Annotated in this window: 22 protein-coding genes and 1 riboswitch; of the genes, 1 reads left to right on the top strand and 21 read right to left on the bottom strand. The window is 42.4% G+C overall.

Features of this window, described 5'->3' with window-relative positions; genetic code table 11:
- Window positions 1-59: 59 nt before the first annotated feature.
- Window positions 60-1,205 (bottom strand): pyridoxal phosphate-dependent aminotransferase, encoded by a 1,146-nt coding sequence (locus ACO06Y_RS10050; protein WP_422083698.1) that lies wholly within the window; start codon window positions 1,203-1,205, stop codon window positions 60-62.
- Window positions 1,202-2,029 carry a prephenate dehydratase gene (locus ACO06Y_RS10045; protein ID WP_422083697.1) on the bottom strand — a complete coding sequence of 276 codons (828 nt, stop codon included), beginning with the start codon at window positions 2,027-2,029 and terminating at the stop codon, window positions 1,202-1,204. Before ACO06Y_RS10045 ends, ACO06Y_RS10050 begins: the two co-directional genes overlap by 4 nt.
- Before the next feature lie 460 nt (window positions 2,030-2,489).
- Between ACO06Y_RS10045 and gldA the strand changes: the two genes are divergently transcribed.
- The gene (gldA, locus tag ACO06Y_RS10040) at window positions 2,490-3,383 is read left to right on the top strand and encodes a gliding motility-associated ABC transporter ATP-binding subunit GldA (protein ID WP_422083696.1); all 894 of its coding nucleotides are present in this window, start codon (window positions 2,490-2,492) and stop codon (window positions 3,381-3,383) included.
- A gap of 36 nt (window positions 3,384-3,419) precedes the next feature.
- Here gldA and ACO06Y_RS10035 read toward each other — a convergent pair whose 3' ends face one another.
- The 19 genes from ACO06Y_RS10035 to ACO06Y_RS09945 all read right to left on the bottom strand — a co-directional run bounded on the left by ACO06Y_RS10035 (window position 3,420) and on the right by ACO06Y_RS09945 (window position 25,961).
- Entirely contained in the window at window positions 3,420-3,887 is a 468-nt protein-coding gene (locus ACO06Y_RS10035; protein ID WP_422083695.1) for a hypothetical protein, read from the bottom strand.
- Between the two features lie 48 nt (window positions 3,888-3,935).
- A complete protein-coding gene (locus tag ACO06Y_RS10030; protein WP_422083694.1) occupies window positions 3,936-7,166 on the bottom strand; it encodes a protein O-mannosyl-transferase family in 3,231 nt (1,076 codons plus the stop codon).
- A gap of 80 nt (window positions 7,167-7,246) precedes the next feature.
- Window positions 7,247-7,885 (bottom strand): response regulator transcription factor, encoded by a 639-nt coding sequence (locus ACO06Y_RS10025; RefSeq protein ID WP_422083693.1) that lies wholly within the window; start codon window positions 7,883-7,885, stop codon window positions 7,247-7,249.
- 100 nt (window positions 7,886-7,985) lie between these two features.
- Entirely contained in the window at window positions 7,986-9,107 is a 1,122-nt protein-coding gene (locus ACO06Y_RS10020; protein WP_422083692.1) for a serine hydrolase domain-containing protein, read from the bottom strand.
- A 7-nt stretch (window positions 9,108-9,114) separates the two neighbouring features.
- On the bottom strand, window positions 9,115-9,825 hold the full coding sequence (locus ACO06Y_RS10015) for a head GIN domain-containing protein (protein WP_422083691.1): 711 nt from the start codon (window positions 9,823-9,825) through the stop codon (window positions 9,115-9,117).
- A gap of 144 nt (window positions 9,826-9,969) precedes the next feature.
- Entirely contained in the window at window positions 9,970-11,067 is a 1,098-nt protein-coding gene (locus tag ACO06Y_RS10010) for an acyloxyacyl hydrolase (RefSeq protein ID WP_422083690.1), read from the bottom strand.
- A gap of 231 nt (window positions 11,068-11,298) precedes the next feature.
- Window positions 11,299-12,252: a methylenetetrahydrofolate reductase [NAD(P)H] gene (metF, locus tag ACO06Y_RS10005; protein WP_422083689.1), complete on the bottom strand. Its 954-nt coding sequence runs from the start codon at window positions 12,250-12,252 to the stop codon at window positions 11,299-11,301.
- A gap of 174 nt (window positions 12,253-12,426) precedes the next feature.
- A complete protein-coding gene (gene metH, locus ACO06Y_RS10000) occupies window positions 12,427-15,117 on the bottom strand; it encodes a methionine synthase (RefSeq protein ID WP_422083688.1) in 2,691 nt (896 codons plus the stop codon).
- A complete protein-coding gene (locus ACO06Y_RS09995; protein WP_422083687.1) occupies window positions 15,117-15,398 on the bottom strand; it encodes an antibiotic biosynthesis monooxygenase family protein in 282 nt (93 codons plus the stop codon). Before ACO06Y_RS09995 ends, metH begins: the two co-directional genes overlap by 1 nt.
- The gene (locus tag ACO06Y_RS09990) at window positions 15,395-16,405 is read right to left on the bottom strand and encodes a homocysteine S-methyltransferase family protein (protein WP_422083686.1); all 1,011 of its coding nucleotides are present in this window, start codon (window positions 16,403-16,405) and stop codon (window positions 15,395-15,397) included. The genes ACO06Y_RS09995 and ACO06Y_RS09990 overlap by 4 nt, the downstream gene beginning before the upstream one ends.
- Before the next feature lie 86 nt (window positions 16,406-16,491).
- A riboswitch (SAM riboswitch) is annotated at window positions 16,492-16,597 on the bottom strand.
- A 153-nt stretch (window positions 16,598-16,750) separates the two neighbouring features.
- Window positions 16,751-17,812: an NAD(P)/FAD-dependent oxidoreductase gene (locus ACO06Y_RS09985; protein ID WP_422083685.1), complete on the bottom strand. Its 1,062-nt coding sequence runs from the start codon at window positions 17,810-17,812 to the stop codon at window positions 16,751-16,753.
- Window positions 17,809-18,633 (bottom strand): uroporphyrinogen-III C-methyltransferase, encoded by an 825-nt coding sequence (gene cobA, locus ACO06Y_RS09980; protein ID WP_422083684.1) that lies wholly within the window; start codon window positions 18,631-18,633, stop codon window positions 17,809-17,811. Before cobA ends, ACO06Y_RS09985 begins: the two co-directional genes overlap by 4 nt.
- Before the next feature lie 5 nt (window positions 18,634-18,638).
- On the bottom strand, window positions 18,639-20,732 hold the full coding sequence (locus tag ACO06Y_RS09975; RefSeq protein WP_422083683.1) for a HEPN domain-containing protein: 2,094 nt from the start codon (window positions 20,730-20,732) through the stop codon (window positions 18,639-18,641).
- A gap of 150 nt (window positions 20,733-20,882) precedes the next feature.
- Complete coding sequence (locus ACO06Y_RS09970) at window positions 20,883-22,130, bottom strand: sulfate adenylyltransferase subunit 1 (RefSeq protein ID WP_422083682.1); 1,248 nt, start codon at window positions 22,128-22,130, stop codon at window positions 20,883-20,885.
- Between the two features lie 57 nt (window positions 22,131-22,187).
- Window positions 22,188-23,081, bottom strand: a complete 894-nt coding sequence (gene cysD, locus ACO06Y_RS09965) for a sulfate adenylyltransferase subunit CysD (RefSeq protein WP_422084164.1) — start codon at window positions 23,079-23,081, stop codon at window positions 22,188-22,190.
- A gap of 107 nt (window positions 23,082-23,188) precedes the next feature.
- A complete protein-coding gene (locus tag ACO06Y_RS09960) occupies window positions 23,189-23,812 on the bottom strand; it encodes a phosphoadenosine phosphosulfate reductase family protein (RefSeq protein ID WP_422083681.1) in 624 nt (207 codons plus the stop codon).
- Between the two features lie 12 nt (window positions 23,813-23,824).
- Complete coding sequence (locus tag ACO06Y_RS09955) at window positions 23,825-24,088, bottom strand: DUF2061 domain-containing protein (RefSeq protein ID WP_422083680.1); 264 nt, start codon at window positions 24,086-24,088, stop codon at window positions 23,825-23,827.
- A gap of 211 nt (window positions 24,089-24,299) precedes the next feature.
- The gene (locus tag ACO06Y_RS09950) at window positions 24,300-24,710 is read right to left on the bottom strand and encodes an RrF2 family transcriptional regulator (RefSeq protein WP_282162591.1); all 411 of its coding nucleotides are present in this window, start codon (window positions 24,708-24,710) and stop codon (window positions 24,300-24,302) included.
- A gap of 84 nt (window positions 24,711-24,794) precedes the next feature.
- On the bottom strand, window positions 24,795-25,961 hold the full coding sequence (locus ACO06Y_RS09945) for a trans-sulfuration enzyme family protein (protein ID WP_422083679.1): 1,167 nt from the start codon (window positions 25,959-25,961) through the stop codon (window positions 24,795-24,797).
- Window positions 25,962-25,977: the final 16 nt, after the last annotated feature.

Below are 25,977 nucleotides of genomic sequence, written 5' to 3'. Positions count from 1 at the left end.
TATGGATGTTAAATAATAGATTTTCGATGTTTAATTTTTCAAACTCATAAAACGTATTGCTAAAACCTATCTATTGCTTCCCTGATCTTATCCTCTTTTACGCAAAGCGAAAACCGGATGTAACCTTCCCCATTACTCCCGAAAATGGTACCCGGCGCTATAAAAACATCCTTGTCATATAGTACCTCATCAATGAATTCTTCAGAAGACTTGCTTCTTTCCGGTAATTTGGCCCAAACGAACATGCCTGCGGCATTTCTATCGTAGGTACAGTTTAACTTGTCCACCAAGGTAAACATCAATTGACGTCTTGATGCATATACGGCATCCAGTTTTTTGAACCATTCCCCTCCACTTCGCAATGCGGTAACGGCCCCCTGTTGTATCCCATAGAACATTCCCGAGTCCATATTGCTCTTTATCTTCAACACCGCATTGATGTGATTTTCATTGCCCATGACCATTCCCACACGCCAACCTGCCATATTAAAGGTTTTACTCAGCGAATTGAGTTCAAGGGCAACTTCTTTGGCACCTTCCACCTGTAAAATACTTGTGGGATGTTCGTTCAGTACAAAACTATATGGATTGTCGTTGACCAATAGAACTTGATTCTCCTTGGCAAACGACACCAGTTCCTGCATTTTTTGATGTGTGATGGTAGCCCCGGTAGGCATGTTCGGATAGCTTATCCACATTAATTTGACCTTGGAAAGATCATGACTTGAGAGAGCCTTCAAGTCGGGCAACCATTCGCCGGCTTCGGTTAAGTCGTATTTTATGGGAACGGCACCTACCAATTTAGTGACCGAAGTATAGGTAGGATATCCGGGATCTGGAATCAGCACACTGTCCCCAGCGTTCAAAAAAGCAAGACTGATGTGCATTATTCCTTCTTTGGAACCCATCAAAGGTAAAATCTCATTTAGTCCGTCCAAGGCAACTCCAAATTTGGATCGGTAGAAATCCGCCATGGCATGCCGTAATTCCGGTAGGCCCTGGTAACTTTGATATTGATGTGCCCCGGACTCCCCGAGCACATTCTGCAGTGTGCCCACCACCTCGGGGGATGGATCCAAATCGGGACTCCCAATACCCATATTGATAATGGGTCTGCCTTCCGCAACAAGTTGACGTACCTCCCTTAACTTTTTGGAGAAGTAATATTCCTGGACTGTATTAAGTCTTTCCGCCGTTTGTATCATAACATGGCATTTTTGTATTCCCCTATGACCTTAAAATTTTCGGACATAATCTCCAGAAGCGATTTGGCCTTGGCAAAATTATCATATTGTTCAAAAGTAACATCCACAAAAAAGGCGTATTTCCAGGGGGTTTCTATAATAGGCAACGACTGAATTTTGGTCAGATTCAAATTACAATCGCTCATTACATTGAGTACCGTCGCCAAACTACCTCTTTTATGATCCGTTTCAAATCGCAAGGATGCCTTGTTAATCTCGTCCTTGGGGAGTTCCTTATTTTTGGTTTTTATGACAATAAATCTCGTGGCATTGTTCTTTATGGTCTGTATTTCCTTGGCAATGATCTCCAAACCATATAGTTCGGCGGCTACCTGGGGCGCAATGGCCGCAATACCCTTTAATTGATGCTCCTGGATCTGTTTGGCCGTTTCTGCCGTATCCACGTCCTCCACCATTTTAATGTGCGGTTGGGTCTTCAAAAATTCCCTACACTGTAACAGGGCCATAGGATGGGTACGTACCTCGGCAATATCTTCGATATGCTGCCCTTTTAATGCCATTAAATGGTGATGGATATTCAAATAGTGCTCCCCTATAATATGCAGGCCATTGTCATATACCAGGGCGTAATTGGGAATAATAGATCCCGCTATGGAGTTCTCAATGGCCATAACACCCTTGTCGGCAGAACCATCCAACAAACGATCCACCAATCCGTGAAAGGATAGACATTCCACTAAATCCACCTTATCATCAAAATACTCCCTAACGACCTGATGATGGTTAGATCCCTTTATTCCCTGTATGGCTATTTTTAAATCCATTGGACTCTATCTGGCGATGCGCTTAATCCGTTTTAGGTTTTCCACATTTTCAAGAAAGGACAAATAAAAAAGTCCCGTTTTTCACGGGACTTCATATGATATCTTGTTTCCAATATACTACAACAGTCCCGTTCTTCCCTTAAAAAAGAAGTAAAAATAAAAACCGTTGAAGAAAAATTGTTTTGTCATCATGTTCTAAAACTTTGGCTAAAGTACTAATTAAATTTATAAATCAAGTTTTAGGGTTCACTTTTTTCGATTTTCTAAGAATTAACGCCAATCCTTGCCCATTTATTTTTCAAAATCCGGTTTTAATAGGAATTATGCACATGGTACGTGCTTCGGGAATGGGGTAATGTTCCCTGTTTTAAAACTCAAGAAAATGTTTTTTTAATAATCCTCGGAGATATATGGGTCTTTATGGTATTTGCCATATTTTTGAAAAAAATCATCGGAACCCGTGTCCATTGCCGTAAAAAATATTACCAAAGCGTTCGGAAACCAAAAGGCTCTAAACGATGTCTCCTTCGATGTGAAAAAAGGTGAAATCGTTGGTTTTTTAGGGCCTAACGGTGCAGGTAAATCTACTTTGATGAAGATTTTGACCACCTATCACCAAGCGGATGAGGGGGAAGCAATGGTTAATGATTTTAATGTACGTACAGATAAGAAATCCGTCCAAAAGAGTATTGGGTATCTCCCTGAGCACAACCCTTTGTATTTGGATCTATATGTAAAGGAATATCTGGCCTTTAATGCCAATATCCACAAAGTTGATAAAAATCGTATAGAAGAAATCATCGAGCGGACAGGGCTGCAGCCCGAGGCCCATAAAAAGATCGGGCAGCTTTCCAAGGGATACCGTCAGCGGGTAGGACTGGCGACGGCCCTGTTGCATAATCCGGAGGTACTTATTTTGGATGAGCCCACTACAGGTCTGGATCCTAATCAATTGTTGGAAATTCGAAGACTCATCAAGGAAATTGGAAAAGAGAAGACCATATTGCTATCTACCCACATCATGAAGGAGGTAGAGGCCGTTTGTGATCGGGTATTGATCCTGAACAAAGGGGTTTTGGTCGCGGATAAAAAGCTGAACGATTTGCGGGACGAGGAAGAACAGATAATCGAGGTAGAGTTCGATTATCGGGTGGAAGAAGCTTTTTTACAAAAACTTCCCCATGTTTCCCGGGTAAAAAACACGGGGGGTTTTGTGTATGAGGTTACTTTTGACACCACCAAGGATATGCGACCGGCCATTTTCGACTTCGCCCATGACAATCAGCTCAAAACGTTACAGTTAAGCCGAAAGAACAGGAATTTGGAGAGCTTGTTCGCGGAGTTGACCGCCTAATCTCCAATCGGATTTTCCATAATTAACGGAAAAGATCTAAAATTTTAGAGCCAATCCCAATCCGTTTTCGTTACTGGTAGGGGTTAGGTAGAATGATGTTTTTTTGCCCAGACTATCATTGTATTCCAAAATTGCCATCTTTTTGTTTTTCGTTGCCGAATGGAAAAATATGGAACTGATAATACCTGTTCCTGCAACCGCAATAATTGGGCCTGTAAGCGGTTCGTTATCGTCCAAATTCGAAATCAACCAGATAGCGGAGCCAAAATTGGCGGTACCGGCAATCAAAGCGCCTACCATGTTCTTTTTGGATTTTTGCCAGTGCAGGGCCGAAGCCTGATTTTCTTTCATAATGGCATCGATTTCCTTCCAGGTAAGCGGCTCCTTGTCCTGGTAAAATTTTTCGCCCCACATTCCTGGAAAGGAAGTTATTTCCTGGGCGGATAGGTTTGTGCCACAAATACCCAATATGAATAGGGAAAGTACTAGTCCAAAATTTTTCATTATCTTTTTTGTTTAAAGATAGATAATTTAAGTTAAACAAAAAATGAATTAACCTTGATCTAACAAATCCTGAAGCCTATTCACATACCCATTGAATTCCAGCGTTTCATTTTCGTGGATTATGGAATCCCCGTTTTGTTCAAGAATGTCAAGAAGCCTTTGATAGGCTTGCAGATCCATAAGTATTTCTTCCAAATTATCATACTCTTCTACGGAGGGCAATGCACTATAATACTGCAATCTTTCTTGATAGACCTGTTTTAGTTGGTTATATAGCTTTTGAGCTTTTTGGGTATCCCCTACCTTGTATAGTCCATCCAAAAATGGTTCTACAAAGGTGTAATATCCAAAATGTTCTACAGGAATATGGGTCAAGGCCATATCAATGATTTCCCCGGCCTTTTCCAATTTATCCTCCTTTAACAGCTTTTCCAACAAGCGGGCGAGTACGATACGGTGGGTTACCCCAAATTGTTTTCGGGTCTGGGGGTCATGATAGATGTCGGGGCTTCCTGAATTGCCCCATTCCCACTTCTTAACAATATCGTACATCAGTTCCGAATCTACTCGACCTTTATCAAAGATACTTTCATTTTCGGTCTTTATTGGTACCAGTTTGTAGACCAGTCCGTCCAACTGAAGATAGTCGCTCATCCATATATACTCCTCCTCATCAAAACTTCCCCCTGAAAAATAAATAGGTCGTTGCCAATTGTTATTGGCCAAGATATCCAACATAATCAAATTGCTTTTTCTAATGCCTGTTTCCGGAAGGTCAATATCTATATAATCCACTATTTTTGAAGAGTCCCTTGCATTGACCAATCCGGTAGCCAAAACCATTTCCTTGTTTACTGGGACGCGTATTTTGTTTGTAGGATAATACACGGCATCCAAATATGACTCTGAAAAATCGCCGATATCCCTTCCTTGTTTTTCAAGTAAACTTTTTACTTTGGTACGGGGATGGTCACTGGCCACCCATTTCAAAAAATCCTTAACAGGCCATCTTTTGTCGGTCATCGGGGCATAATACAGGGCTTCCCTGGAACCGTATGTATACTTTTCATGTGATAGTTGGGAAGGGATGGGCTCACTTTCGTACGCCTTACGTTTCATTTGGTCTATATACCACGAAAAATTCAAATACCCCGATATAATCGTTCGGGTATCCGTTCGGTAGTTCTCTATTTCCTGGGCATACCACAGCGGAAAGGTATCCATATCCCCGATGGTGAATAAAATGGCCCCAGTATTTTCTTGTGTGGAATCCAGATAGGCCTTGGCCATGGCCAAGGCCGTATACCGATCGGAACGGTTGTGATCGTCCCAGTTCTGTTGGGCCATGAGTACGGGAACTGCCATGAGACAAATGCCGAGGACTAAGGGTAGGCTAATTTTGGGACGGACAAACTTTCCAATTTCCTCAAAAAGTCCGTACACCCCAAGACCTATCCATGTCGCAAAAATGTAAAAAGATCCTACGAGTGAATAATCCCGTTCCCGGGGTTGAAAAATTGGAGGATTGGTGTAAAACTGTATGGCTATTCCGGTGAACATAAAAAAAACGAATAACACCCAAAATTGCTTGGGATTTCTGGAAATCTGGACCACAAGGCCAATGATTCCCAAAAGCAATGGCAAAAAGAAGTAGGTGTTTCGGCCTTTATTCGATGTAGTTTCCGAAGGCAAGTTTTCTTGACTGCCCAGACGGAAGCTATCAATTATGTTAATTCCACTTAACCATTCCCCGTTACCATCAAAACGGCCCTGTTCATCGTTCTGCCTTCCTACAAAATTCCACATAAAATAACGCCAGTACATATAACCCAACTGAAAATGAAATAAATACTTGACATTTTGCCATAAGGTAGGAGGTCTTACAATAATCCAATCGTTCATTTCCCTTAGAAAACGTAAGTACTGGTCCGCTTCTATGGCTCCTTTAGCATTTTTTTCCCGAAAATCCCGGACGACATCCTGTAACTCAACATTCGCCTGGAACTCGGGCTTTATCGTAAAATCCAATGCACCATAGTACCGTATATAATTCTCGGCATTCTGTTGACTCCACATTCGGGGCAAAAAACCGGTGTGCCGGGGACTTGAACCTTGTGAGGCACCTTTGTAACGATTAACAACTTCATATTTCCGCAGCTTCTCGTTACGTTCATATTTTGGACTATCATCTTCAGGAGGATGGTTATCAGCGAACATGTCCGAATAGTATGCGCCATAAAACGGGCTATCCGTACTCGGGTATTGTTCCCTATTGTAATAGGCCAGCAGGGAACGGGCATCCGAGGGGTCGTTTTCATTGATTACCACGTTGGCACTTGCCCTTATCGGCAATAGAAACCAGGAAGAAAAACCAAGTACCAAAAAGAGAATGGATAGTATAATTGTATTTGCAGACCGATAGTTCCTCCTTTGAGTATACCTAAGGGTCATATAGAAAAAGAGCATCAAAAAAATTCCCATGCCAATGCTTCCCGAGTTAAAGGGCAAGCCCAATGAATTAACAAAAAATACCTCGCTCCAACCAAAGAGTTTCAACATATAGGTCAATGAGAACTTAAAGACCAATAACAATATGGCTACGGCCACGATATTCGCCAGGACAAAGTTTTTAATCGTAATGAGCTTACATCGTTTAAAATAAAATAGCAATATAATAGAGGGGATGGCCAAAAAACCCATAAATTGAATCCCGAAGGTAAGGCCCGTTACAAAGGAAATCAGGATAAGCCACCTGTTGCCCCTCGGGGTATGTAAACTGTCAGTCCATCGAATTCCCAACCATAATAACAGGGCCATAATCAGACTGGCCATGGAATAGACCTCGGTCTCGGTCGCATTGAACCAAAAACTATCCGAGAAGGTAAAGGCCAGCGATCCTATAGCACCAGAGCCCAAAATGCCAATATATCCGTATTGGGCGATGATGCCTGAATTCAAAACCAGTTTTTGGGCAAGATTCGTAATGGTCCAAAAGAGAAATAGGATAGTAAACGCACTGGATACAACGGACACATAATTCACCATAAGCGCTACTTGATCGGGCGCCGTTGCAAATAATGCGAAAAAGGATCCTATCATCTGAAGGAGGGGCGCACCCGGAGGATGGGCAATTTGTAGTTTGGCCGAAGTAGCCACATATTCGCCAGAATCCCAAAAGCTTACGGTAGGCTCAACGGTAAGTCCATAAACTACCAGGGCTACCCCGAAAACAGTCCAACCCAAAAGGACGTTCCATGTTTCAAATTGCTTTGCGGTCATCCAAAAGTTTCCTACAAAGAACTTTTAGATAAGCGCAAAATGGTCTTAAAAGTGGTCGGATTTTGGTACTAGTACCCGTGCTAATTCCGCATTTTTTGCAGCAACTCCTCACGACTGGATATGTGTAACTTACTGTAGATATTGGTAATGTGTGTTTTTACGGTACTAAGGCTAATAAAAAGCTCATTGGCAATTTCCTTATTGCTCTTGCCCTGTAGGATAAGGCCCTGTATATTTTTTTCCTGTCTGCTTAGGCCTACCTTGGGCAAACCGTTTCTTTTACGTCGCATCCCGAGGACAAATAACACCAACCCGACAACAACGAACCCCAGTAGCCCAATGACCAACTTACTGGTCTTGTATTTGCTTTCCGCCACTTCTGTGGTCAAAAAGGCCAGTTTGTTCTCCAAAAAAAGGTATTCCGAACGGTTGATATCGCTTTTCTTAAGTTTTATGAGAAGTCCCATATAGTAATCGGGGTTTTCGGTAATATCCAGCTCGAGTAGGTCTTTATTGTCCAAAATCTTGATAGCCAACAATTTTACCCTCAATATTTGGATCGAATCCCGGGTGTAATCCCTAAATTCGGATTCTTGCCCATCCTGAGTAGATGTTGACGTATTTAGTTTTGTTTCGAAGTACTTCAGTTTCTTCCATTCCCCGATTTCAAAATCGCCATAAGCATCTCCAATTCCTTGGGCATGGTTATCCAAATTCATAGTATCTGTTTGGGCATGTACATTTCCTATCACCCAAAAGCAGAAGACCAGACTATATATGGCTAGAAACCTCAAACCTTAAATTGATTTATCTAAATTTCTATAAAATCGGGGAGGCATGCAAATTTGATAAAATATCCACCACCTCGTCCAGCTCCGTCTGAACCTTGGGGTCGGTGCAGTTTATCAAAATGGCAAACACCATCTGCAACTCTGGATAGACAAAAAAATTGGAATAGCCCCCTATCCCATTACCGATGTGGCCATAAAAAGGCCTACCTCTTTTATCTCTACTTACCTCCCAACCCAAACCATAATAGGTGGGATTGTCCTTAATCTTTCCCGAGGTCAAAAATTGCGATACTACTTCCTTGTCCACAATTTTGCCATCCAAATACGCCTGACCCAGCTTGGCAATATCCTCTGTAGTTGAGAGATAACCCCCTCCCGCTATTTTATAATAGTTGTTCACCGGGATAGACTTTCGAAACCCATGGCGATTTTTGGAGTAGAAAGTAGTACGATTGAAATTGCCTGAAATCCCCGCCTCCTCCATCGCCCAAAAATCATGATCCGGTGGATATTCCGCAAAAGTTCTATCCATTCCCAAAGGTAAAAGCACCTTTTGCCGTACATAATCCTCAAACGCCATACCACTAGCCTCCTGCATGGCCAACGAAATCATTACCCAATCAAAGCTGTTATAGTGATAGGCGGTACCGGGTTGGAAGAGTAAATCGTCATCCTTAAAAATTGTAATACTTTCCTTTATGGAATACGGTTCATTGAGTCCGTATTCCTTTCCGCGATATCCGCGAATACCCGCGGTGTGGCCAGCCAGTTGCCGAATGCTAAAGTCCCATCGTTTCTTAGGGAAATAGGGTACATACTTATAAAAGGAAGCATCCAAATCCATAACGCCCGCCTTGACCATCTGGGCCAAGGCCGTGGCGGCAATAGGTTTGGAAACACTGGCAATACGGAAAATGGTCTTTTTGGGCTCCACACGGGTTTTTAGATCTAAATCAGTATACCCATATCCTTTTTGCAGCAATACTTCTCCCTGCCCTAAAACGGTAATAGAAATACCCGGCACTCTGCGTTCATTTATCAAAGTGGCCAAAATGGCATCCACTTTGGCCAGACCCTCCAATTCAGTGGCATTTCCGACTATCCTTTTTTGTGCCAAGAAGTTTTTTAGAAATGTGAGAATGGGTTTCATTCAATCGTCATTGAAAAATCAACCTTCCATTAAAAATTTCCTCTACAGCTACCTCAGTAGGTCTATTAAAACTAATAACATCGCCCGTACCACGAATCAACCCGGTCAAGGACAACTGTGGATTGATCAGCATATCATTGGAACCTCTATGGTTTAAAACGACGTTCTCCGCAATCAGGTTTTCCGCCTCGATCCTCGAATCCCCCGCCGCTATCGTAAGATTCAGATTCTCCACGGTACCTCCCAATTTAAAATAAGCAATACCGTTAACCACTATACTTACGTTTCCCGAATCCAACTCCAAGTTAAATTCGCCATCCGTGGTTTCGGTCTCGGGATTTGTAAAACTTTCGGAAAACAAGGTAAGACTCGGATAGGCCAGTACCCCATCACTTTGAATGGGAAAACCGGTACTACTTCGAATTTCGTTGATATTGGGCGAAGTGACATAGACCGTGGTCAATCCATATTCCCGAAAAAGGTTACAGCCATTCGTATTGCGCAATAGTAGCCGGTCGCCCTCCAAGGTAGCCGTTACCTCCTCTCGAAGAAATTCACCGGTCTCTATTTCCACTTTTTGGGTATCGCCTTGTTTTATTACCAAACTTACGTTTTCGAAAACAGTAATCTTGGAAAAGTTGGGAAGCGTAACTTCTTCACGGATAATATCACCTGCATTTTGAAGGCAATCCGGGGCGTTCTCACTATTGCAACCCAAAATTAGAATATAACATAATACCAGTATTCGTGCCTGCAGATACGCTCGTAGTCGATTGAAAAAATTTAACTTCCAAATCCCAAATTCCAAAATTCCCACCTTTTCTATTGTGTATTTCGTACTTCCATCCTCGTACTTTGTATTTTACAATCTAATCCCCACACCAAATTCCAATGCCTCGGCCTTGGCACCATGTGATTTTAAGGTCAATGCACCAAAGACTTTTTTCCCGAAATAGCGCTTTAGACCTATTCGGTTGTATATACGCCCTTCAAAATCGAATGGGTAATAAACATAGTATCCCAATTGAGTGACGACCGATATTTTATTAATGAACAGTTCATGCCCCAGAAATACACCTACCCTTTTATAATCGGTACCTTCCCCGACTTCCATTTCTGGAAAGGAAGTACTCTGAAATCGAATCAATTCCTTTAGAAAATTGGAAAAGAAAACATCGGCTCCCAATTGGATGGCGCTTTTTCTTCCCAAACGCTTATCGGCATAACCCGAAATAATAAAGAATCCATATTGGCCCAAATCGATTACATCACTTTCATTCAATCCCATGCGAAGTGCAATGTTGTATCGGACAGGTTCGGTGACCTTTTCCTTTTCCCTTCGGATGTATTCCACTTCTCCTATCCCACCTAAAGTATAGGTAAGTCCGGCATTAAAAGCAAAAGTATTGGTGGACGTATTCGGTGCCTTGAAATTGGCATTGGAATAGTGCACAAGCGAAATTCCTGCCTTGAAACCCAAGCGTTTAAATATGTTCTCCTTGTGATAGTTTAACATGAGATAGGTAGAACTCAGCAAATGGGATCCATAGGCATTGTTCCTGAAATTTTGAGTTTTGTCATAGGGATTGGTATTATAGGCCACCCCCTGACCTATTCGAAACTGCAGATTCCGTTTAAAAAAATGGAAGTTATAGTGGGCATACAGACCAAAATTTTCTCCCAATGAGCTATTGTTCATATTCTGGTATACAAAGGAATATCCGATATCCGGATAGTTGTACAGCTGCTGCCATTCTTTATCGCCAAAGGTTTTTTGATTGTATCCGAGAATGAAACCTGAGGGATGTTCGGTTATTAGATGGGTTATATCCGGATTATGAAGGAGAATAGAACCGTAAAACGGACTGATATCCAAGGTAAATCTGTTGGTGCCATCCGCGTTTTGGGCGAATGAAAATGAGGCCAAAAACAAAAAAATGGGGAATAATCTTCGGTTCATGGAATGTAAAGGTAAGTACGAAATGGGAAATACGGAATTGGAAGTAGGAAATCCACTCCACAAACGACAAAGTACGAAGTTGGAAGTACTAAAACGAGATCAAAACTAGTACAAGACTAAAGAGGTAGGCAGTGAGCAATAACAATATTAACTTTCAAAACTTCTTGTCAAATCCAACATCCAACATCCAACATCCAACATCCAACATCCAACATCCAACATCTAACAAACCTAAAACACCGCTTTGGCAATTGCCTTGATATTGTCGGATTTACCCATGGAGTAATAGTGCAATACAGGGACTCCGGCAGCTTTTAGTTCCTTAGACTGTTCTATAGCCCATTCTATACCCACTTGCCGTACTGCTTTGTTGTCCTTGCATGCTTCCACGGCATCAATGAGGTCTTGTGGTAGATCTATGCGGAATATTGGAGGTAATAGCTGCAGATGCCTTTTTACCGCAATAGGTTTAATTCCTGGAATTATAGGAACATCAATACCTATTGCCCTGGCTTCCTTTACAAATTCAAAATACTTTTTGTTGTCAAAGAACATCTGAGTAACCACATAGTCCCCTCCGGCATCTACCTTTTCCCTTAAACGCTTCAAGTCTGTTTTTAGGGAGGGTGCTTCCAGATGCTTTTCCGGATATCCGGCCACACCAACACAGAAATCGGCACAGTTATCCGTCTCCACTACTTCGTGCAGATATTCCCCACAGTTTAAATTTTGTATCTGCTTGATCAAGTCAATGGCGTAGGGATGACCTCCTTTGGTCGGTTCAAAATATTTTTCCTCTTTCATGGCGTCCCCACGTAATGCCATTACATTGTCTATGCCCAAGTAGTGACAATCCACCAAGAGATATTCCGTTTCCTCTTTGGTGAATCCTCCACAAAGCACATGGGGAACGGTATCTACATCGTATTTGTGCTTTATCGATGCGCAAATACCTACGGTACCCGGCCGCATACGCGTGAGTTTCTTGTCCAATAGTCCATCACGGTCAATGTACACATATTCCTCCCTAGATGTGGTTACGTCAATAAAAGGGGGCTCAAACTCCATCAATGGGCCAATGTTGTTGTACAGTTCTTGGATGCTCCTTCCTTTTACCGGCGGTATGATTTCAAAGGAAAATAAGGTATTTCCTTTGGCTGCCTTAATATGATCGGTTACTTTCATTTGGTTTTGTTATCTTCCAGAACGTTCACCTGATTAAATCTGTTATTCAGGTGGTTGAAAGATTATTTTGGTTTTAGTTCTATTTAATTTCTTTTGGTCACTCATCATCAAAAGACAGGGTCGAAAATCCAACGCCATGCTTTTAAGGACATTTCTCGATGGTATTGTTTTACATCAATCTTCTACAATGCTCGGTGCCAACCATTTTGTCGCTTCTTCCAAGGGAATACCCTTCCTTTTGGCAAAATCGCCTACCTGATCTTCCTTTATTTTTCCAACCCCAAAATATCTGGCTTCCGGATGTGCAAAGTAATATCCGCTGACCGATGCCGCCGGCCACATGGCCAAGCTCTCCGTTAATTTTACGCCTATTTTTTCCTCAACGCCCAATAGGTCCCAAATGGTCAGTTTTTCCAAATGATCTGGACATGCCGGATAGCCCGGTGCCGGACGTATACCCTTATATGACTCCTTGATCAATTCTTCATTGCTCAAATCTTCGTTATACGCATATCCCCAATGGGTAGTCCGTATTTCCTTATGCAAATATTCCGCAAAAGCCTCTGCAAACCGATCGGCCAGTGCCTTAACCATAATCGAATTATAATCATCATGTTCTATTTCATAAGCCGCTGCCAATTCCGATGTGCCAAAGCCGGTGCTTACACAAAAACACCCTATATAGTCTTGTTTCCCGGTTTCTTTGGGAGCTATAAAATCGGATAACGCAAAATTGGGCACGCCATCCCGTTTTTTTAATTGTTGCCGCAGTGTTCTAAAAACAAACTTTCTATCCTGCGCCAATACTTCAATATCATCATGATTTATAGTGTTCGCCGGAAACAGTCCAAAAATGGCCTTTGCCTCCAGTAGCTTTTCATCCACGATTTTCCCCAACATTTTCTGGGCATCTTCAAATAGTTCCATGGCCTGTTTGCCAACAACATCGTCAGTCAAGATATTTGGGTATTTTCCATGTAAATCCCAACTTCTGAAAAAAGGTGTCCAATCGATATAGTTCATCAAAAGGTACAAATCCAAGTTCTCAATCACTTGTGCCCCCATATGGTTAGGTTCGATCAACTCAGTTTTGGACCAATCGATTTGAAATTTATTGGTCCGTGCTTGCTTTAGGGTCAAATACTCCTTTTGCTTGGTGCGTTTTAGAAATTTATTTCGGAATTGTTCATAATCTTCCTTAATACCGTTTATATAGGTTTCCGATGTTTCTTTCTGCAGCAAATCACCTACTACCGTTACTGCACGGGATGCGTCGTTGACGTGTACCACCGCGTTTTTGTATTGCGGATCAATTTTAACCGCTGTATGCGCCTTGCTGGTCGTGGCACCACCTATCAGCAGGGGAACCTTAAAATCCTTGCGCTCCATTTCCTTGGCGAGATGTACCATTTCATCCAATGATGGTGTTATCAATCCGCTTAGCCCAATGGCGTCTACCCTTTCATCGATAGCGGTCTGAATTATTTTCTCCGGCGGGACCATAACACCCAAATCCACGATTTCATAGTTGTTACAGGCCAAGACTACGCTTACAATGTTCTTTCCAATGTCGTGTACGTCACCCTTAACGGTTGCCATCAATATTTTGCCGGCAGCATTGGAGTTCCCGATTTGAGGGTTTTTCAGTTTCTCCTCCTCAATAAAGGGAAGAAGGTAAGCGACCGCTTTTTTCATGACCCTCGCGGATTTTACTACCTGGGGCAAGAACATCTTTCCGCTCCCGAAGAGATCGCCCACCACGTTCATTCCGGTCATTAAATGACCTTCGATTACTTCAATGGGTTTATCGACACTCTGCCGGGCCTCCTCTACATCGGTCTCTATATATTGATCGATACCTTTTACCAACGCCCGTGTAATCCTTTCCTGTAAGGGTTCTTCACGCCAAGACAAATCTAACTTACTCTCCTTGGCCTTGCCGACAACGGTTTCGGCAAAATCCAACAGGCGCTCCGTAGCATCATCCCTTCGGTTTAAGATGACATCTTCCACGTACTCCAATAAGTCCTTGGGAATATCGTCATAGACCTCAAGCATGGTCGGATTTACAATACCCATGTTCATCCCGGATTTTATGGCATGATAGAGAAACACGGAGTGCATAGCTTCACGGACCGGATTATTGCCCCGAAACGAAAACGAAACGTTGCTCACCCCTCCACTAACACTACAATGAGGGAGGTTCTCACGCACCCATTGGGTCGCTTCGATGAAATCCAATGCATTGCGTTTGTGTTCATCCATTCCCGTAGCGACAGGGAATATATTGAGGTCAAAAATGATGTCCTCCGGGGGAAACGCCACCTCGTTTACCAAAATATCGTACGATCGCTTGGAAATTTCTATACGGCGATCGTAATTATCCGCTTGTCCCACTTCATCAAAGGCCATAACTATAACGGCGGCCCCATATCGTTTTATCAACTTCGCATGATGAATAAACTCTGCCTCGCCTTCCTTTAGGCTGATGGAATTCACCACACATTTTCCCTGGACGACCTGCAACCCGGCTTCTATAATATCCCATTTGGAACTATCTATCATAATGGGTACACGGGCAATATCAGGTTCGGCAACTATTAAATTGAGGAATTTTACCATGGCCTCTTTCCCATCGATAAGACCATCATCCATATTGATATCTATAATCTGGGCACCGCCTTCTACCTGGTCCCTGGCCACTTCCAAGGCCTCTTCATATTTTTCCTCCTTTATCAACCGGAGAAACTTCCTGGAACCTGCCACATTGGTACGTTCTCCCACATTGATGAAATTGCTTTCCGGGGTCACCACCAAAGGTTCAAGACCTGATAGTTTAAGATATTTTGGTTTCGTTTCGGTCATCAATAATAATGTAATACCTCTGGAAAAGGTTCATAAAAATGGTGCAAAAGTTTTTTCCATTCTTGGTAATGCGGAGATTGTCGAAAGTCGACTTCATGATTTTCCAAAGTTTCCCAATTCACCAATAAAATATACTGGTTCTCTCTTTCAATACATTTTTTGAGTTCATGCGAGCCGTACCCTTTAGCTTGAGAAATTATCTGAACTGCTCGAGCAAAACTTTTTTCAAATTCTTTCGATAAACCTTGTTTTATGTTCAAAATGGCCACTTCTAAAATCATGCGGTCATGGATTCTATTTTCAGTTTTCTAGGGCTATATTCTTTTACCAACTCGGCAATTGCCGATATATGCTCCGGAGTTGTCCCGCAACATCCACCTACAATGTTTACAAGTCCCTTCTCTACATATTCCTTAATCTGGACGGCCATTTGTTCTGGGGATTCATCATACTCACCAAAAGCATTGGGCAGGCCGGCATTGGGGTGGGCGGAAATGAAATGCTCCGACCTACCGGAAATAACTTCAAGATGGGGCACCAATTGACTGGCTCCCAAGGCACAATTGAACCCAACGGATAAAATGGGGATGTGCGAAACGGAAATCAAGAAAGCCTCCGCGGTTTGCCCCGACAGTGTTCTGCCAGAAGCATCGGTAATCGTCCCACTGACCATTATGGGAACTTCTATTTTCCGTTCTTCCTTTACTTCCTCTATGGCAAACAGGGCGGCCTTGGCGTTTAGCGTATCAAAAATAGTTTCCACCAATAGAATATCGGCTCCACCGTCCAACAAAGCCTCTATTTGTTCTTTATAGGCAAGGCGAAGTTCGTCAAAGGAAATGGCGCGAAATCCGGGATCGTTCACATCCGGAGACATACTGGCTGTCTTATTAGTGGGACCAATACTCCCTGCCACGAATCGGGGTTTGTGTGGTTCCAAGCTGGTAAATTCTTCCGCCACCTTTTTGGCAATTTTGGCCGATTCATAATTAAGCTCATAAACCAATTCTTCCATGTGATAATCCGCCATGGCAATGGAAGTACCCGAAAATGTGTTGGTCTCCACGATATCGGCCCCAGCCGCAAAGTATTTTCTATGCACCTCTGCAATGGCCTCTGGTTGCGTTATGGACAATAAATCATTATTGCCCTGTAATGGATGTTCCCAATCTTTAAAGCGTTCCCCACGAAAATCCGATTCGGTAAACTTGTAGCGTTGGAGCATTGTACCCATAGCTCCATCCAATACCAGAATACGCTCCTGAAGTATGTCTTGAATTTTTTTCATATTAATCCTTTAGTACGATATATAAAGTCGTACCTATTAAAAAGTTAGCAAGGAAAGGGAAAAATATTGGACAAAAGCTATAGTCCTTGTTATCTGTCACGCCATTGTCGCGATAGAATGTAGCACCTTCTTTACAGGAAAGGGTTGCTAAGGTTTCATAGGGTCTAGTCCCTCCACCTTTCTTGATAACGATTTCAATTTTTTAATGAACTGGTACAAAGTAACGTTAAGGTACCCGTAAATGCAAACAATCCGATGTTTTTTTAGTATTAGATCCTCAGCAAAAAACCCTCTAACAAATTTTGCCAAAGGGTTAGAAATTCAAATAAGAACGAAAAACCGATATTATAGTATACTCTGAACCACTTCTCTTTTGGCCTCTTTTTTGGTACCGTCAAAACCTTGAACTCCACCAACGGTGGTATACTTCATAACATAGCGCTTATCCGGGTTTATTATCTGATATGCGTACTGGCACATGACCGCCGCCTCATGGAAGCCGGATAAGATCAACTTTAATTTGCCCTCATAGGTATTAACATCACCAATGGCAAAAACTCCAGGAATATTGGTCTGGTAGTCCTTGGCGTTGTTTACCTTAATGGCATTTTTTTCAATTTCAAGGCCCCAATCCCCAATGGGTCCTAATTTTGGCGAAAGACCAAACAGAGGGATAAAATTGTCGGTCTCCACGTAGGTCTCACCTTTGGATGCATCATTATGCTTTATAACCACAGCCTCCAAATGTTCGTCCCCATATAGTTTTTTTACCTCAGCCTCGGTGTAAAGTTTTATTTTTCCCAGTTTGGCCAATTCCGATGCTTTTTCAACTGAATCCAATGCTCCTCTAAATTCATTCCTACGATGGACTAGAGAGACTTCAGAGGCTACATCAGCCAAGAAAATAGCCCAATCCAGTGCTGAATCACCACCTCCGGCGATAACTACCTTTTTATTCCGATATACTTCAGGATCCTTAACCATATAGGCAACCCCCTTGTCTTCAAAATCCTCTATATTCTCAATAGGAGGTTTACGGGGCTCAAAAGATCCCAGTCCACCGGCAATTACTACTACAGGCGCCTGGTGTTTTGTCCCTTTATTCGTAGTTACGATAAATGAACCGTCTTCTTGCTTTTCCAAAGTATCCGCTCGCTCGCCTAAGGTAAATCCAGGGGCAAAAGGCTTTATCTGTTCCATAAGGTTATCCACCAATTCGCCCGCTAAAATTTCCGGAAAAGCCGGGATATCATAAATAGGCTTTTTGGGATAAATCTCCGAACATTGGCCTCCAGGTTGTGGCAAGGCGTCAATAAGATGGGTTTTAAGTTTTAACAATCCGGCTTCGAATACCGTAAACAACCCCGTGGGACCCGCTCCTATAATAATTATATCTGTTTTAATCATACTTCTGAACTTAATTCGTATATATTGCTTTCGACGACTTTTTGAATGGACGCCCTATGATTTACAACTTCACCAATGATAATAATGGCCGGATTGGCCAGTTTTTCTACTTGAACGACTTCCAAAATGGTATCGATCGTTCCTATGCCTATTTTTTCATCCTCTCTTGTACCATTTTGGATAATGGCCACAGGAATTTCCGATTTTCCCTCCTTTTTAAAGAGTGCAACAATTTCAGGGAGTTTGGACATTCCCATTAGAATAACCACCGTGGCACTGGATTTTGCGGCCAAATGCACATCTTGGGACAATTTATGCGCTTTGGTAGTCCCGGTTATGACCCAAAAACTCTCGGCTGAATTCCGCTTTGTTACCGGTATATTCTGAGCTGATGGTACCGCAATACAGGAGGAAATACCCGGTATCATTTTGGTCGGAATCCCGTGGTCCGCGGCATACTCCATCTCCTCCGCACCTCGTCCAAAAACAAAGGGGTCACCACCTTTTAATCGTACTACATGTCCGTGCGTTCTGGCCCTGTTAACAATCAATTCATTGATCTGTTCCTGTTGATAGGCATAACATCCCTTACGCTTGCCCACAAAAATATGCTCCGCATTTGGGGCATATTCCAACAATTCCGGATTTACCAAAGCATCATATAATACCACATCGGCCGTGCCCAGGGCTTTGATGGCCTTCAAAGTAATAAGTTCCAAATCTCCGGGACCTGCACCGATTACCGAAAAAAAAGGTGATTTTTTCCTTAAGGGGAAAACTTTGGTATGTACCTCTTTTGGTATGTTATTTTCTAAATTCATTTCCTTTATGATACTTGGGCCAATTCCAATTCCCTGAACTGCCCTACTTCCTTTAAGAAGCCTTCGGCATCTTCCAAATAACTTTTGGCAAATGATTCCGAAGGTTCATTCTGGTTCAATTGTAAGACCAGTTCCTCAAATCCCTTCCCTAAATCAATTCTTCCCGCTGCCACAAATTTTTCATCAAAATCCTTGATGATACCGGCATGGGTATTCACCTTGGCATTCTCCGCAGTGAGCAGGGCCTTGGCGGAGTTTACCATGGAGGTATAGGAATAATAGATACTGGCGGCCCATTTTCCCTCGTCCAAAGTCTCCTTTGCATTTTGAATTTTCTCCTCACTTTCAAAAAGCAAGGTTGCGACCAAATCGATTACAACTCCTGCACATTCCCCTACACCAATGGCCTTTTTGTAACGTTCCGTTGCTCCCCAATCAATGAAATCCTCCGGGGTAAGGTTATCAATTTCGGTCAAGGGTTTTAGAAAATCGTAGAAATATATCTGTCCCTTCTCTTGATAATAATCGGCATAAGCGACCCCATTGCCATTGGCATTATAATCATCCAGAATGAGTCGTAAGGCTTCTGGCCCCCTTTTACTAGGAATCTTGATTACCTTATCGGCAAAACGCCCATTGCCATTGCCATCGTTTCCGCCACCTAATAAAACTTGTAATGCAGGCGCAACCAATTTATCCTTGGTGCGGATACTCATCCCTTGGAATCCGATGTTGGCCATATTGTGTTGGCCACAGGCATTCATACAACCACTGATTTTTATAACCACATCGGGGTTCTGAATATAGTTGGAATACTCTGTTTTAATTACCCTTTCCAACTCTTCGGCTATCCCTGTACTACTTGCAATACCTAAATTACACGTATCCGTTCCCGGACAGGCGGTGATATCCGCCGCTTTATTGTATCCCGCCTCGGTAAATCCTAATTTTTCCAATTCAGTATAGAAAAATGGAATCGTCTCTTCTTTAACAAAAGGAATCAGGATATTCTGACGGAGCGATAACCGAATTTCGCTGGCGGCATAGTTTTCAACCAAATCTGCCAACAACCTTGCCTTATCCGTGTAAAAATCGCCTAACAATACCTTAATACCGATGGCCATATATCCTTCTTGCTTTTGAGGGACCAAGTTGGTGGATTTCCATCTTTCAAAGGCATCTTTATCCTCAATTGCTACTTGCGGTACCGGTTTTTCCGAAACTACGATTTTGGGATAGGATTTAGCATCAATGGGATACGATGTATGGGGAACTGCTTTTTGTTCCGATTGCAGTAATTCCTTAAATCCGTCCAGGCCAACATCCTTTAACAAGAATTTCATCCGGGCCTTGGCCCTACTCCTACGCTCGCCGTAACGATCAAAAACCCGGATCACACCGTCCATTAAAGGAATGATCCTATCCGAAGGAAGAAACTCGAACAATACATCACCATGTCTTGGTTGAGAACCCAATCCACCACCAATCAATACCTTAAAACCACTAACACCGTCTTGAACTTTCGCAATAAAACCAAGATCGTGCATATAGGAAAGCCCGGTATCCGCGTCGCTTGCCGAAAAGGAGACCTTGAACTTGCGCCCCATTTCCTGACCAATAGGATTTCGAAGAAAATATTCAAACAGGGCATGGGCGTATGGAGACACATCAAAAGGTTCATCCATATCTATTCCGGCAGTTTCACTGGCAGTAACGTTCCGAACCGTATTACCACAAGCCTCGCGCAACGTTACATCGTCCCTTTCCAACTCTGCCCAAAGTTCCGGGGTACGTTCCAAATCCACATAATGAATCTGGATATCCTGACGGGTGGTAATATGCAAACGGCCCCTGGAATACTCATCCGAAACATCGGATATCCTACGCAATTGATTGGAGGTTACTTTTCCGTAGGGTAGCTTAATACGTACCATCTGAACGCCTTGCTGCCTTTGGCCATAGACTCCCCGTGCCAATCGGAGACTTCGGAACTTCTCCTCATCCATGTTTCCTTCCTTGAACTCCCTAATCTTTCTTTCCAGTTCTATAATGTCCTTTTCTACTACTGGATTCTCTATTTCAGTTCTAAAGCTTTGCATATTTTCGAGTTCTGATGTTTGTTTATTCTAATCTAAATTTATTTCTATTTTGCCTATAGGATTTATAGGAATTAAAACTGTTTTAATTGCTGTTTTTCACTAAATCCTTCCCATAGAACTTTTCCCCTCCGGTCAGGAAAAATCAACTTCTTAATTAATAAATCCTACTCCGGCCGTATTATTGGTTCGAGTATCCAACAAAATAAACGAACCGTTTGTCCTATGCGCCTTAAAGGCATCATAAAAAATTGGTCTGTTTAATCTAAACTTCACTTGGGCAATATCATTCATCTCCAGTGCCGCCACTCCCTCTTCTATCCCGGAATAATCCGGAAGGATTTTATGCTCGATACTGTCAACTTTTGCCAATACCTTGTTTATGCCATGCTGTACAATATATTTTCCTCCGGCCGTTAACCTCTCGGAATCCATCCATGAAACCGTTGCGGTAAATTGCTTATCAATGGTTGGCAGATCACCGGCCTTTACCAACATATCTCCTCTACTTACATTTACTTCATCTTCCAATGTAATGGTCACCGAAGAGCGTCTTGGAGCGGTTTTATACTTTTTGTCATAGAAATAAATGCCCTTAATCCTGGATTTGGTCATCGAGGGTAAGATGACTACCTCATCACCAACATTGAGCTCGCCTCCGTAAACTTTACCTGCAAATCCCCGAAAATCGTGAAAATCATCCGTTTTGGGCCGAATAACATATTGTACCGGGAAACGCGGCGTCCCTATGTTATAGATATCCTGCAGATCCAGCTCCTCCAAATGTTCCAAAAGCGTCTGTCCGTCATACCATGGGGTATTCTCGGAATGATTCACGACATTATCACCCTTAAGGGCACTTACCGGAATAAAGGTTATTTTCTGATCTTCATAATCTCTTTTTTCCATCAGTCGCTCAAAATCGGACTTAATTTGATTGTATCTTTCTTCCGAAAAATTGACCAAATCCATTTTGTTTATGGCAACCACAACATCCTTTACCCGTAACAGGTTATTGATAAAGAAGTGTCGATTGGTCTGTTCTATGACCCCTTTACGTGCATCAATCAAAATAATGGCCGCCTGCGAAGTAGAAGCGCCCGTTACCATGTTCCGTGTATACTCCACATGTCCGGGTGTATCCGCAATGATATAACTCTTGGATGCCGTGGAAAAATAGATATGGGCCACATCTATGGTTATGCCTTGCTCACGTTCCGCCACGAGGCCATCGGTTGCCAGCGAGAAATCCAAGTAATCGTAACCTTTTAGTTTACTGGTTTTTTCTATGGCCTCCAGCTTATCGTCCGTTAAGGATTTGGTGTCGTACAGCAATCTTCCGATCAAGGTACTCTTACCGTCATCTACGCTTCCCGCCGTTGCTATTTTTAGTACTTCCATTTTCTAGTCGATGGTCAATAGTTACTTATTCATAAACACAATGAACTAACGACAATTTTAAAAATATCCCTGTTGTTTCCTTTTTTCCATGGCCGCTTCGGACCTCTTATCGTCTATCCGAGCCCCTCTTTCGGAAATCTTGGAATCCCGTATTTCCGATACCACTTTATCTATGGTGTCCGCATAGGATTCCACTGCTGCCGTACAACTCATGTCACCAACGGTCCTGAAACGAACCATACGTTCTTCTACCGTTTCGTCCTCGGCACGAAAGACCACGTCATCCTCGGCAGACCAAATAAGCCCGTCCCTTAGAAAAGTATTGCGCTTATGTGCAAAATAAATGGATGGAATTTCGATGTTCTCCTTTTGGATATAGCTCCAAACATCCAGTTCGGTCCAGTTGCTTATAGGAAATACCCGAACGTTTTGCCCCATTTCAATCTCACCATTCAGCATGTCGAACAATTCAGGACGTTGGTTTTTTTCATCCCATTGGCCAAAATCGTCACGAACGGAAAAAATACGTTCCTTGGCACGAGCCTTTTCCTCATCCCTTCGGGCACCCCCAATACAGGCATCGAACTTAAATTCCTCAATTGCATCCAAAAGTGTAGTGGTCTGTAAAATATTGCGACTGGCGTACTTACCGGTCTCCTCAACCACTTTACCTTGATCGATGGAGTCCTGCACATTACGAACAATCAATTCCACTCCTAATTCCTTGACCAATCTATCGCGAAATTCAATAGTTTCGGGAAAATTATGTCCTGTGTCTATGTGCATCAACGGAAAAGGAATCTTTGCAGGCCAGAAAGCTTTCTGTGCCAAACGCACCAAGGTTATGGAGTCCTTCCCACCTGAAAATAACAGTACAGGGCGTTCAAATTGAGCGGCCACTTCCCGAATAATATATATGGCCTCGTGTTCCAGGGCATTTGCATTGGGTATATCCCCAGTCTCAAATGTTCCTGTCGATTGTATTTTTTCCAGTACTGTTTCCAAATTAGTTTTTTTAGAGACCTCCTAGTGTATTAAGAGGTGGCATTTGTATATTTTTAGGTATGCAATCCACATTCCCGGTTTTCCAAAACCTTGGTCGGATCAAAATATTTATGTTCATTGGGTAAATCCCTTTCATCCAAATAGGCATCCAGTTGGGTGTCGCTCCAATAATAAAAGGGACTGACCTTCAAGACCCCATCTTTGCTCAAACTTAGAATGTCCAAACTATCCCTAAGTGTTGTTTGGCCCTTTCTTAAATTGGTAAACCACACATCTGGTTTATGCGTTTCCATAGCCCTACGGAACGGCTCCAATTTTACTTGCTCCGTGAATTCCCAGTGTTTTGGATCATCAATCTCAGGAATCCCCATAATGAAATCTCGATATGCGGATGTTTGTTTTGGAACGTACAAATCAATGTTAAGGCCAAGCCTTTGAATCAATTCTTCCGCATGCCTATAGGTATCCGGCGTGTTGTACCCTGTGTCGCACCAAATAACGGGGATACTATCCTTCACCTCGGTAACCGCATTAAGGATGGCAACTTCATAAGGGCGGAAATTAGTGGTTACTACGGGCTTTTCCGCATTCTTGATGGCCCAGGAAATGATTTCCTCTGGCGGAATGCCCTTAAATTGCACATTGAGATTTTTAATTTGTTGTTGCGTAAAAGCCATAAATCTTGAAAATTACTTTCCCCAACCGATTCGGTTCCAAATCCTTTCATGAAAAAAATACAAAACCATTTTGGTCACAAAATCGATGGAAGCAATGGATGCTGCCAAAACAACCTTTCCTGTTAAAAGATATGAAACTAAAAGAGTATCCAAAGTACCAATGATACGCCAACTTATGGCTTTGGCAATACTTCGAATCGGTTTATCCGATTTTCTGTCCTCCCTATAGTTGGCTTTAGTGGACTTTTTATCTAAAATCAATTGGTCTGCAATCATGAAAAAAACAATTTTCGAATTAGTCTAGTGAATTAATAGGAATTCAAAAATAATATTATTTCTTTAACTAAGACGTTAAAAGTTGCTAAATATTACTTTTACCCTATCGATTTAGTAGATTATTTGTGATTTATCCCATATTTTGAAAATATTCGAATCAAATCATGAAAGTTTTAAGAATTTAAAACAAAAAGATAAGTGGTCCTCCTTTTTAAACCAGAATATCCGCCAGGGTATTATTACGATATACTTCCAGATTGGCATCCCTTACCTGCAACATCAGCTTATTTACGGAGCAAGCATTCTCATCTGGGCAATCGGAACATTTTTCATAAAAATTAAGGCTTACACAGGGAACCATTGCAATGGGCCCCTCTAGAATACGCATTACATCGGTCATCAAAATTTCTGAAGGTTTTTTAATCAAATAATAGCCTCCTCCCTTGCCTTTTTTAGATCCAAGAAATCCCGTCTTTCGTAAAGTAAGCAAAATACTTTCCAAAAACTTTTGCGAAATATTCTCCTGTTTCGCTATTTCGGCAATCTGAACTGGACTATTGTCCTGCTGGGATGCCAAATAGGCCAACGCTTTTAATCCGTATTTTGTTTTTTTGGAGAGCATAGCACGAAGATAGGGAAATTTAACATTTCGGGATTCCCAAAACCTGATGAGTCAAGCCCAGGAGAGAAAACGATAAGTACCTGATTAGCCCAGTGCCCGACCAATATCGGAAATGATATCGTCTATATGCTCCAATCCAACGGATATCCGTACCATACCATCCGTAATTCCGGTTTCCAATCGTTCTTCACTAGAGAGCTTACTATGGGTAGTAGATGCGGGATGGGTAACTATACTCCTAGAATCTCCCAGATTTGCCGATAGGGAAAGTAATTCGATGGCATCGAAAAACCTTTGCCCTGCCCTTAAACCTCCCTTGACCTCAAAGGCGACTACACAGCCCCCTGCCTTCATTTGCTTTTTTGCCAGTTCATGGTTGGGGTGCGATTTTAGAAAGGGGTACTTCACCCAATTCACTTTTTCGTGCCCCTCCAAAAATTCTGCCAGTTGCAATGCGTTGGAACAATGGCGATCTACCCTTACGGCTAAGGTTTCCAAACTTTTAGACAAAACCCACGCATTGAACGGGGAAAGGGCCGGACCGGTTATTCTTGAGAATTGATAAATCTTATTCACAAGCTCTTTTTTTCCGACCGTTATCCCGGCCATTACCCTTCCTTGGCCATCCATAAGCTTGGTACCCGAATGAATGACCAGATCGGCCCCAAATTGAATAGGACATTGTAAATAAGGGGTGGCAAAACAGTTGTCCACAACAAAAATGAGGTTGTGTTTTTTTGCAATGGCGCCCAAAGCTTCTAAATCCAAGATGTCCACTCCCGGGTTGGTCGGTGATTCGGCATAAATCAATTTGGTCTTAGGGGTAATCAATTTTTCGATTTGATCCAGCGCATCAAACTTGAAATAACTATGGTAAATATTCCATCTTGGAAAAAAATTGGTGAAGAGGGAGTGCGTAGATCCAAAAATACTCCGGGCCGAAAGAATATGATCTCCACTATCCAATAAGGCGGCAAAAGTAGAAAAGACGGCTGCCATTCCGGAGGCAAAGGCAAAACCACCTTCGGCACCCTCCATTTGACAGACTTTGTCTATCAACTCCGAGGAATTGGGATTGGAATATCTAGAATAAATGTTCCTGTCCTTTTCCTCCGCAAAGGAAGCCCTCATATCTTCGGCATCTTCAAAAACAAAGCTTGAGGTCAAATATATGGGATTGGAATGTTCCAAAAATTGTGAACGTTCAACTTGTGTGCGAATAGCATTGGTCTCAAATTTTTTCTTCATCATTTTAACGACTATCGTT

It is taken from the genome of Ulvibacterium sp. (assembly GCF_965228935.1).
Classification (GTDB): domain Bacteria; phylum Bacteroidota; class Bacteroidia; order Flavobacteriales; family Flavobacteriaceae; genus Ulvibacterium.
This window is presented reverse-complemented; position numbering and strand designations above follow the sequence as displayed.

Coding starts and splice junctions, on each gene's coding strand:
- ACO06Y_RS10050 (WP_422083698.1), bottom strand. CDS start 1,205: ATGATACAAACGGCGGAAAGACTTAATACAGTCCAGGAATATTACTTC.
- ACO06Y_RS10045 (WP_422083697.1), bottom strand. CDS start 2,029: ATGGATTTAAAAATAGCCATACAGGGAATAAAGGGATCTAACCATCAT.
- ACO06Y_RS10035 (WP_422083695.1), bottom strand. CDS start 3,887: ATGAAAAATTTTGGACTAGTACTTTCCCTATTCATATTGGGTATTTGT.
- ACO06Y_RS10030 (WP_422083694.1), bottom strand. CDS start 7,166: ATGACCGCAAAGCAATTTGAAACATGGAACGTCCTTTTGGGTTGGACT.
- ACO06Y_RS10025 (WP_422083693.1), bottom strand. CDS start 7,885: ATGAATTTGGATAACCATGCCCAAGGAATTGGAGATGCTTATGGCGAT.
- ACO06Y_RS10020 (WP_422083692.1), bottom strand. CDS start 9,107: ATGAAACCCATTCTCACATTTCTAAAAAACTTCTTGGCACAAAAAAGG.
- ACO06Y_RS10010 (WP_422083690.1), bottom strand. CDS start 11,067: ATGAACCGAAGATTATTCCCCATTTTTTTGTTTTTGGCCTCATTTTCA.
- metF (WP_422083689.1), bottom strand. CDS start 12,252: ATGAAAGTAACCGATCATATTAAGGCAGCCAAAGGAAATACCTTATTT.
- metH (WP_422083688.1), bottom strand. CDS start 15,117: ATGACCGAAACGAAACCAAAATATCTTAAACTATCAGGTCTTGAACCT.
- ACO06Y_RS09995 (WP_422083687.1), bottom strand. CDS start 15,398: ATGATTTTAGAAGTGGCCATTTTGAACATAAAACAAGGTTTATCGAAA.
- ACO06Y_RS09990 (WP_422083686.1), bottom strand. CDS start 16,405: ATGAAAAAAATTCAAGACATACTTCAGGAGCGTATTCTGGTATTGGAT.
- ACO06Y_RS09985 (WP_422083685.1), bottom strand. CDS start 17,812: ATGATTAAAACAGATATAATTATTATAGGAGCGGGTCCCACGGGGTTG.
- cobA (WP_422083684.1), bottom strand. CDS start 18,633: ATGAATTTAGAAAATAACATACCAAAAGAGGTACATACCAAAGTTTTC.
- ACO06Y_RS09975 (WP_422083683.1), bottom strand. CDS start 20,732: ATGCAAAGCTTTAGAACTGAAATAGAGAATCCAGTAGTAGAAAAGGAC.
- ACO06Y_RS09970 (WP_422083682.1), bottom strand. CDS start 22,130: ATGGAAGTACTAAAAATAGCAACGGCGGGAAGCGTAGATGACGGTAAG.
- ACO06Y_RS09960 (WP_422083681.1), bottom strand. CDS start 23,812: ATGGCTTTTACGCAACAACAAATTAAAAATCTCAATGTGCAATTTAAG.
- ACO06Y_RS09955 (WP_422083680.1), bottom strand. CDS start 24,088: ATGATTGCAGACCAATTGATTTTAGATAAAAAGTCCACTAAAGCCAAC.
- ACO06Y_RS09950 (WP_282162591.1), bottom strand. CDS start 24,710: ATGCTCTCCAAAAAAACAAAATACGGATTAAAAGCGTTGGCCTATTTG.
- ACO06Y_RS09945 (WP_422083679.1), bottom strand. CDS start 25,961: ATGATGAAGAAAAAATTTGAGACCAATGCTATTCGCACACAAGTTGAA.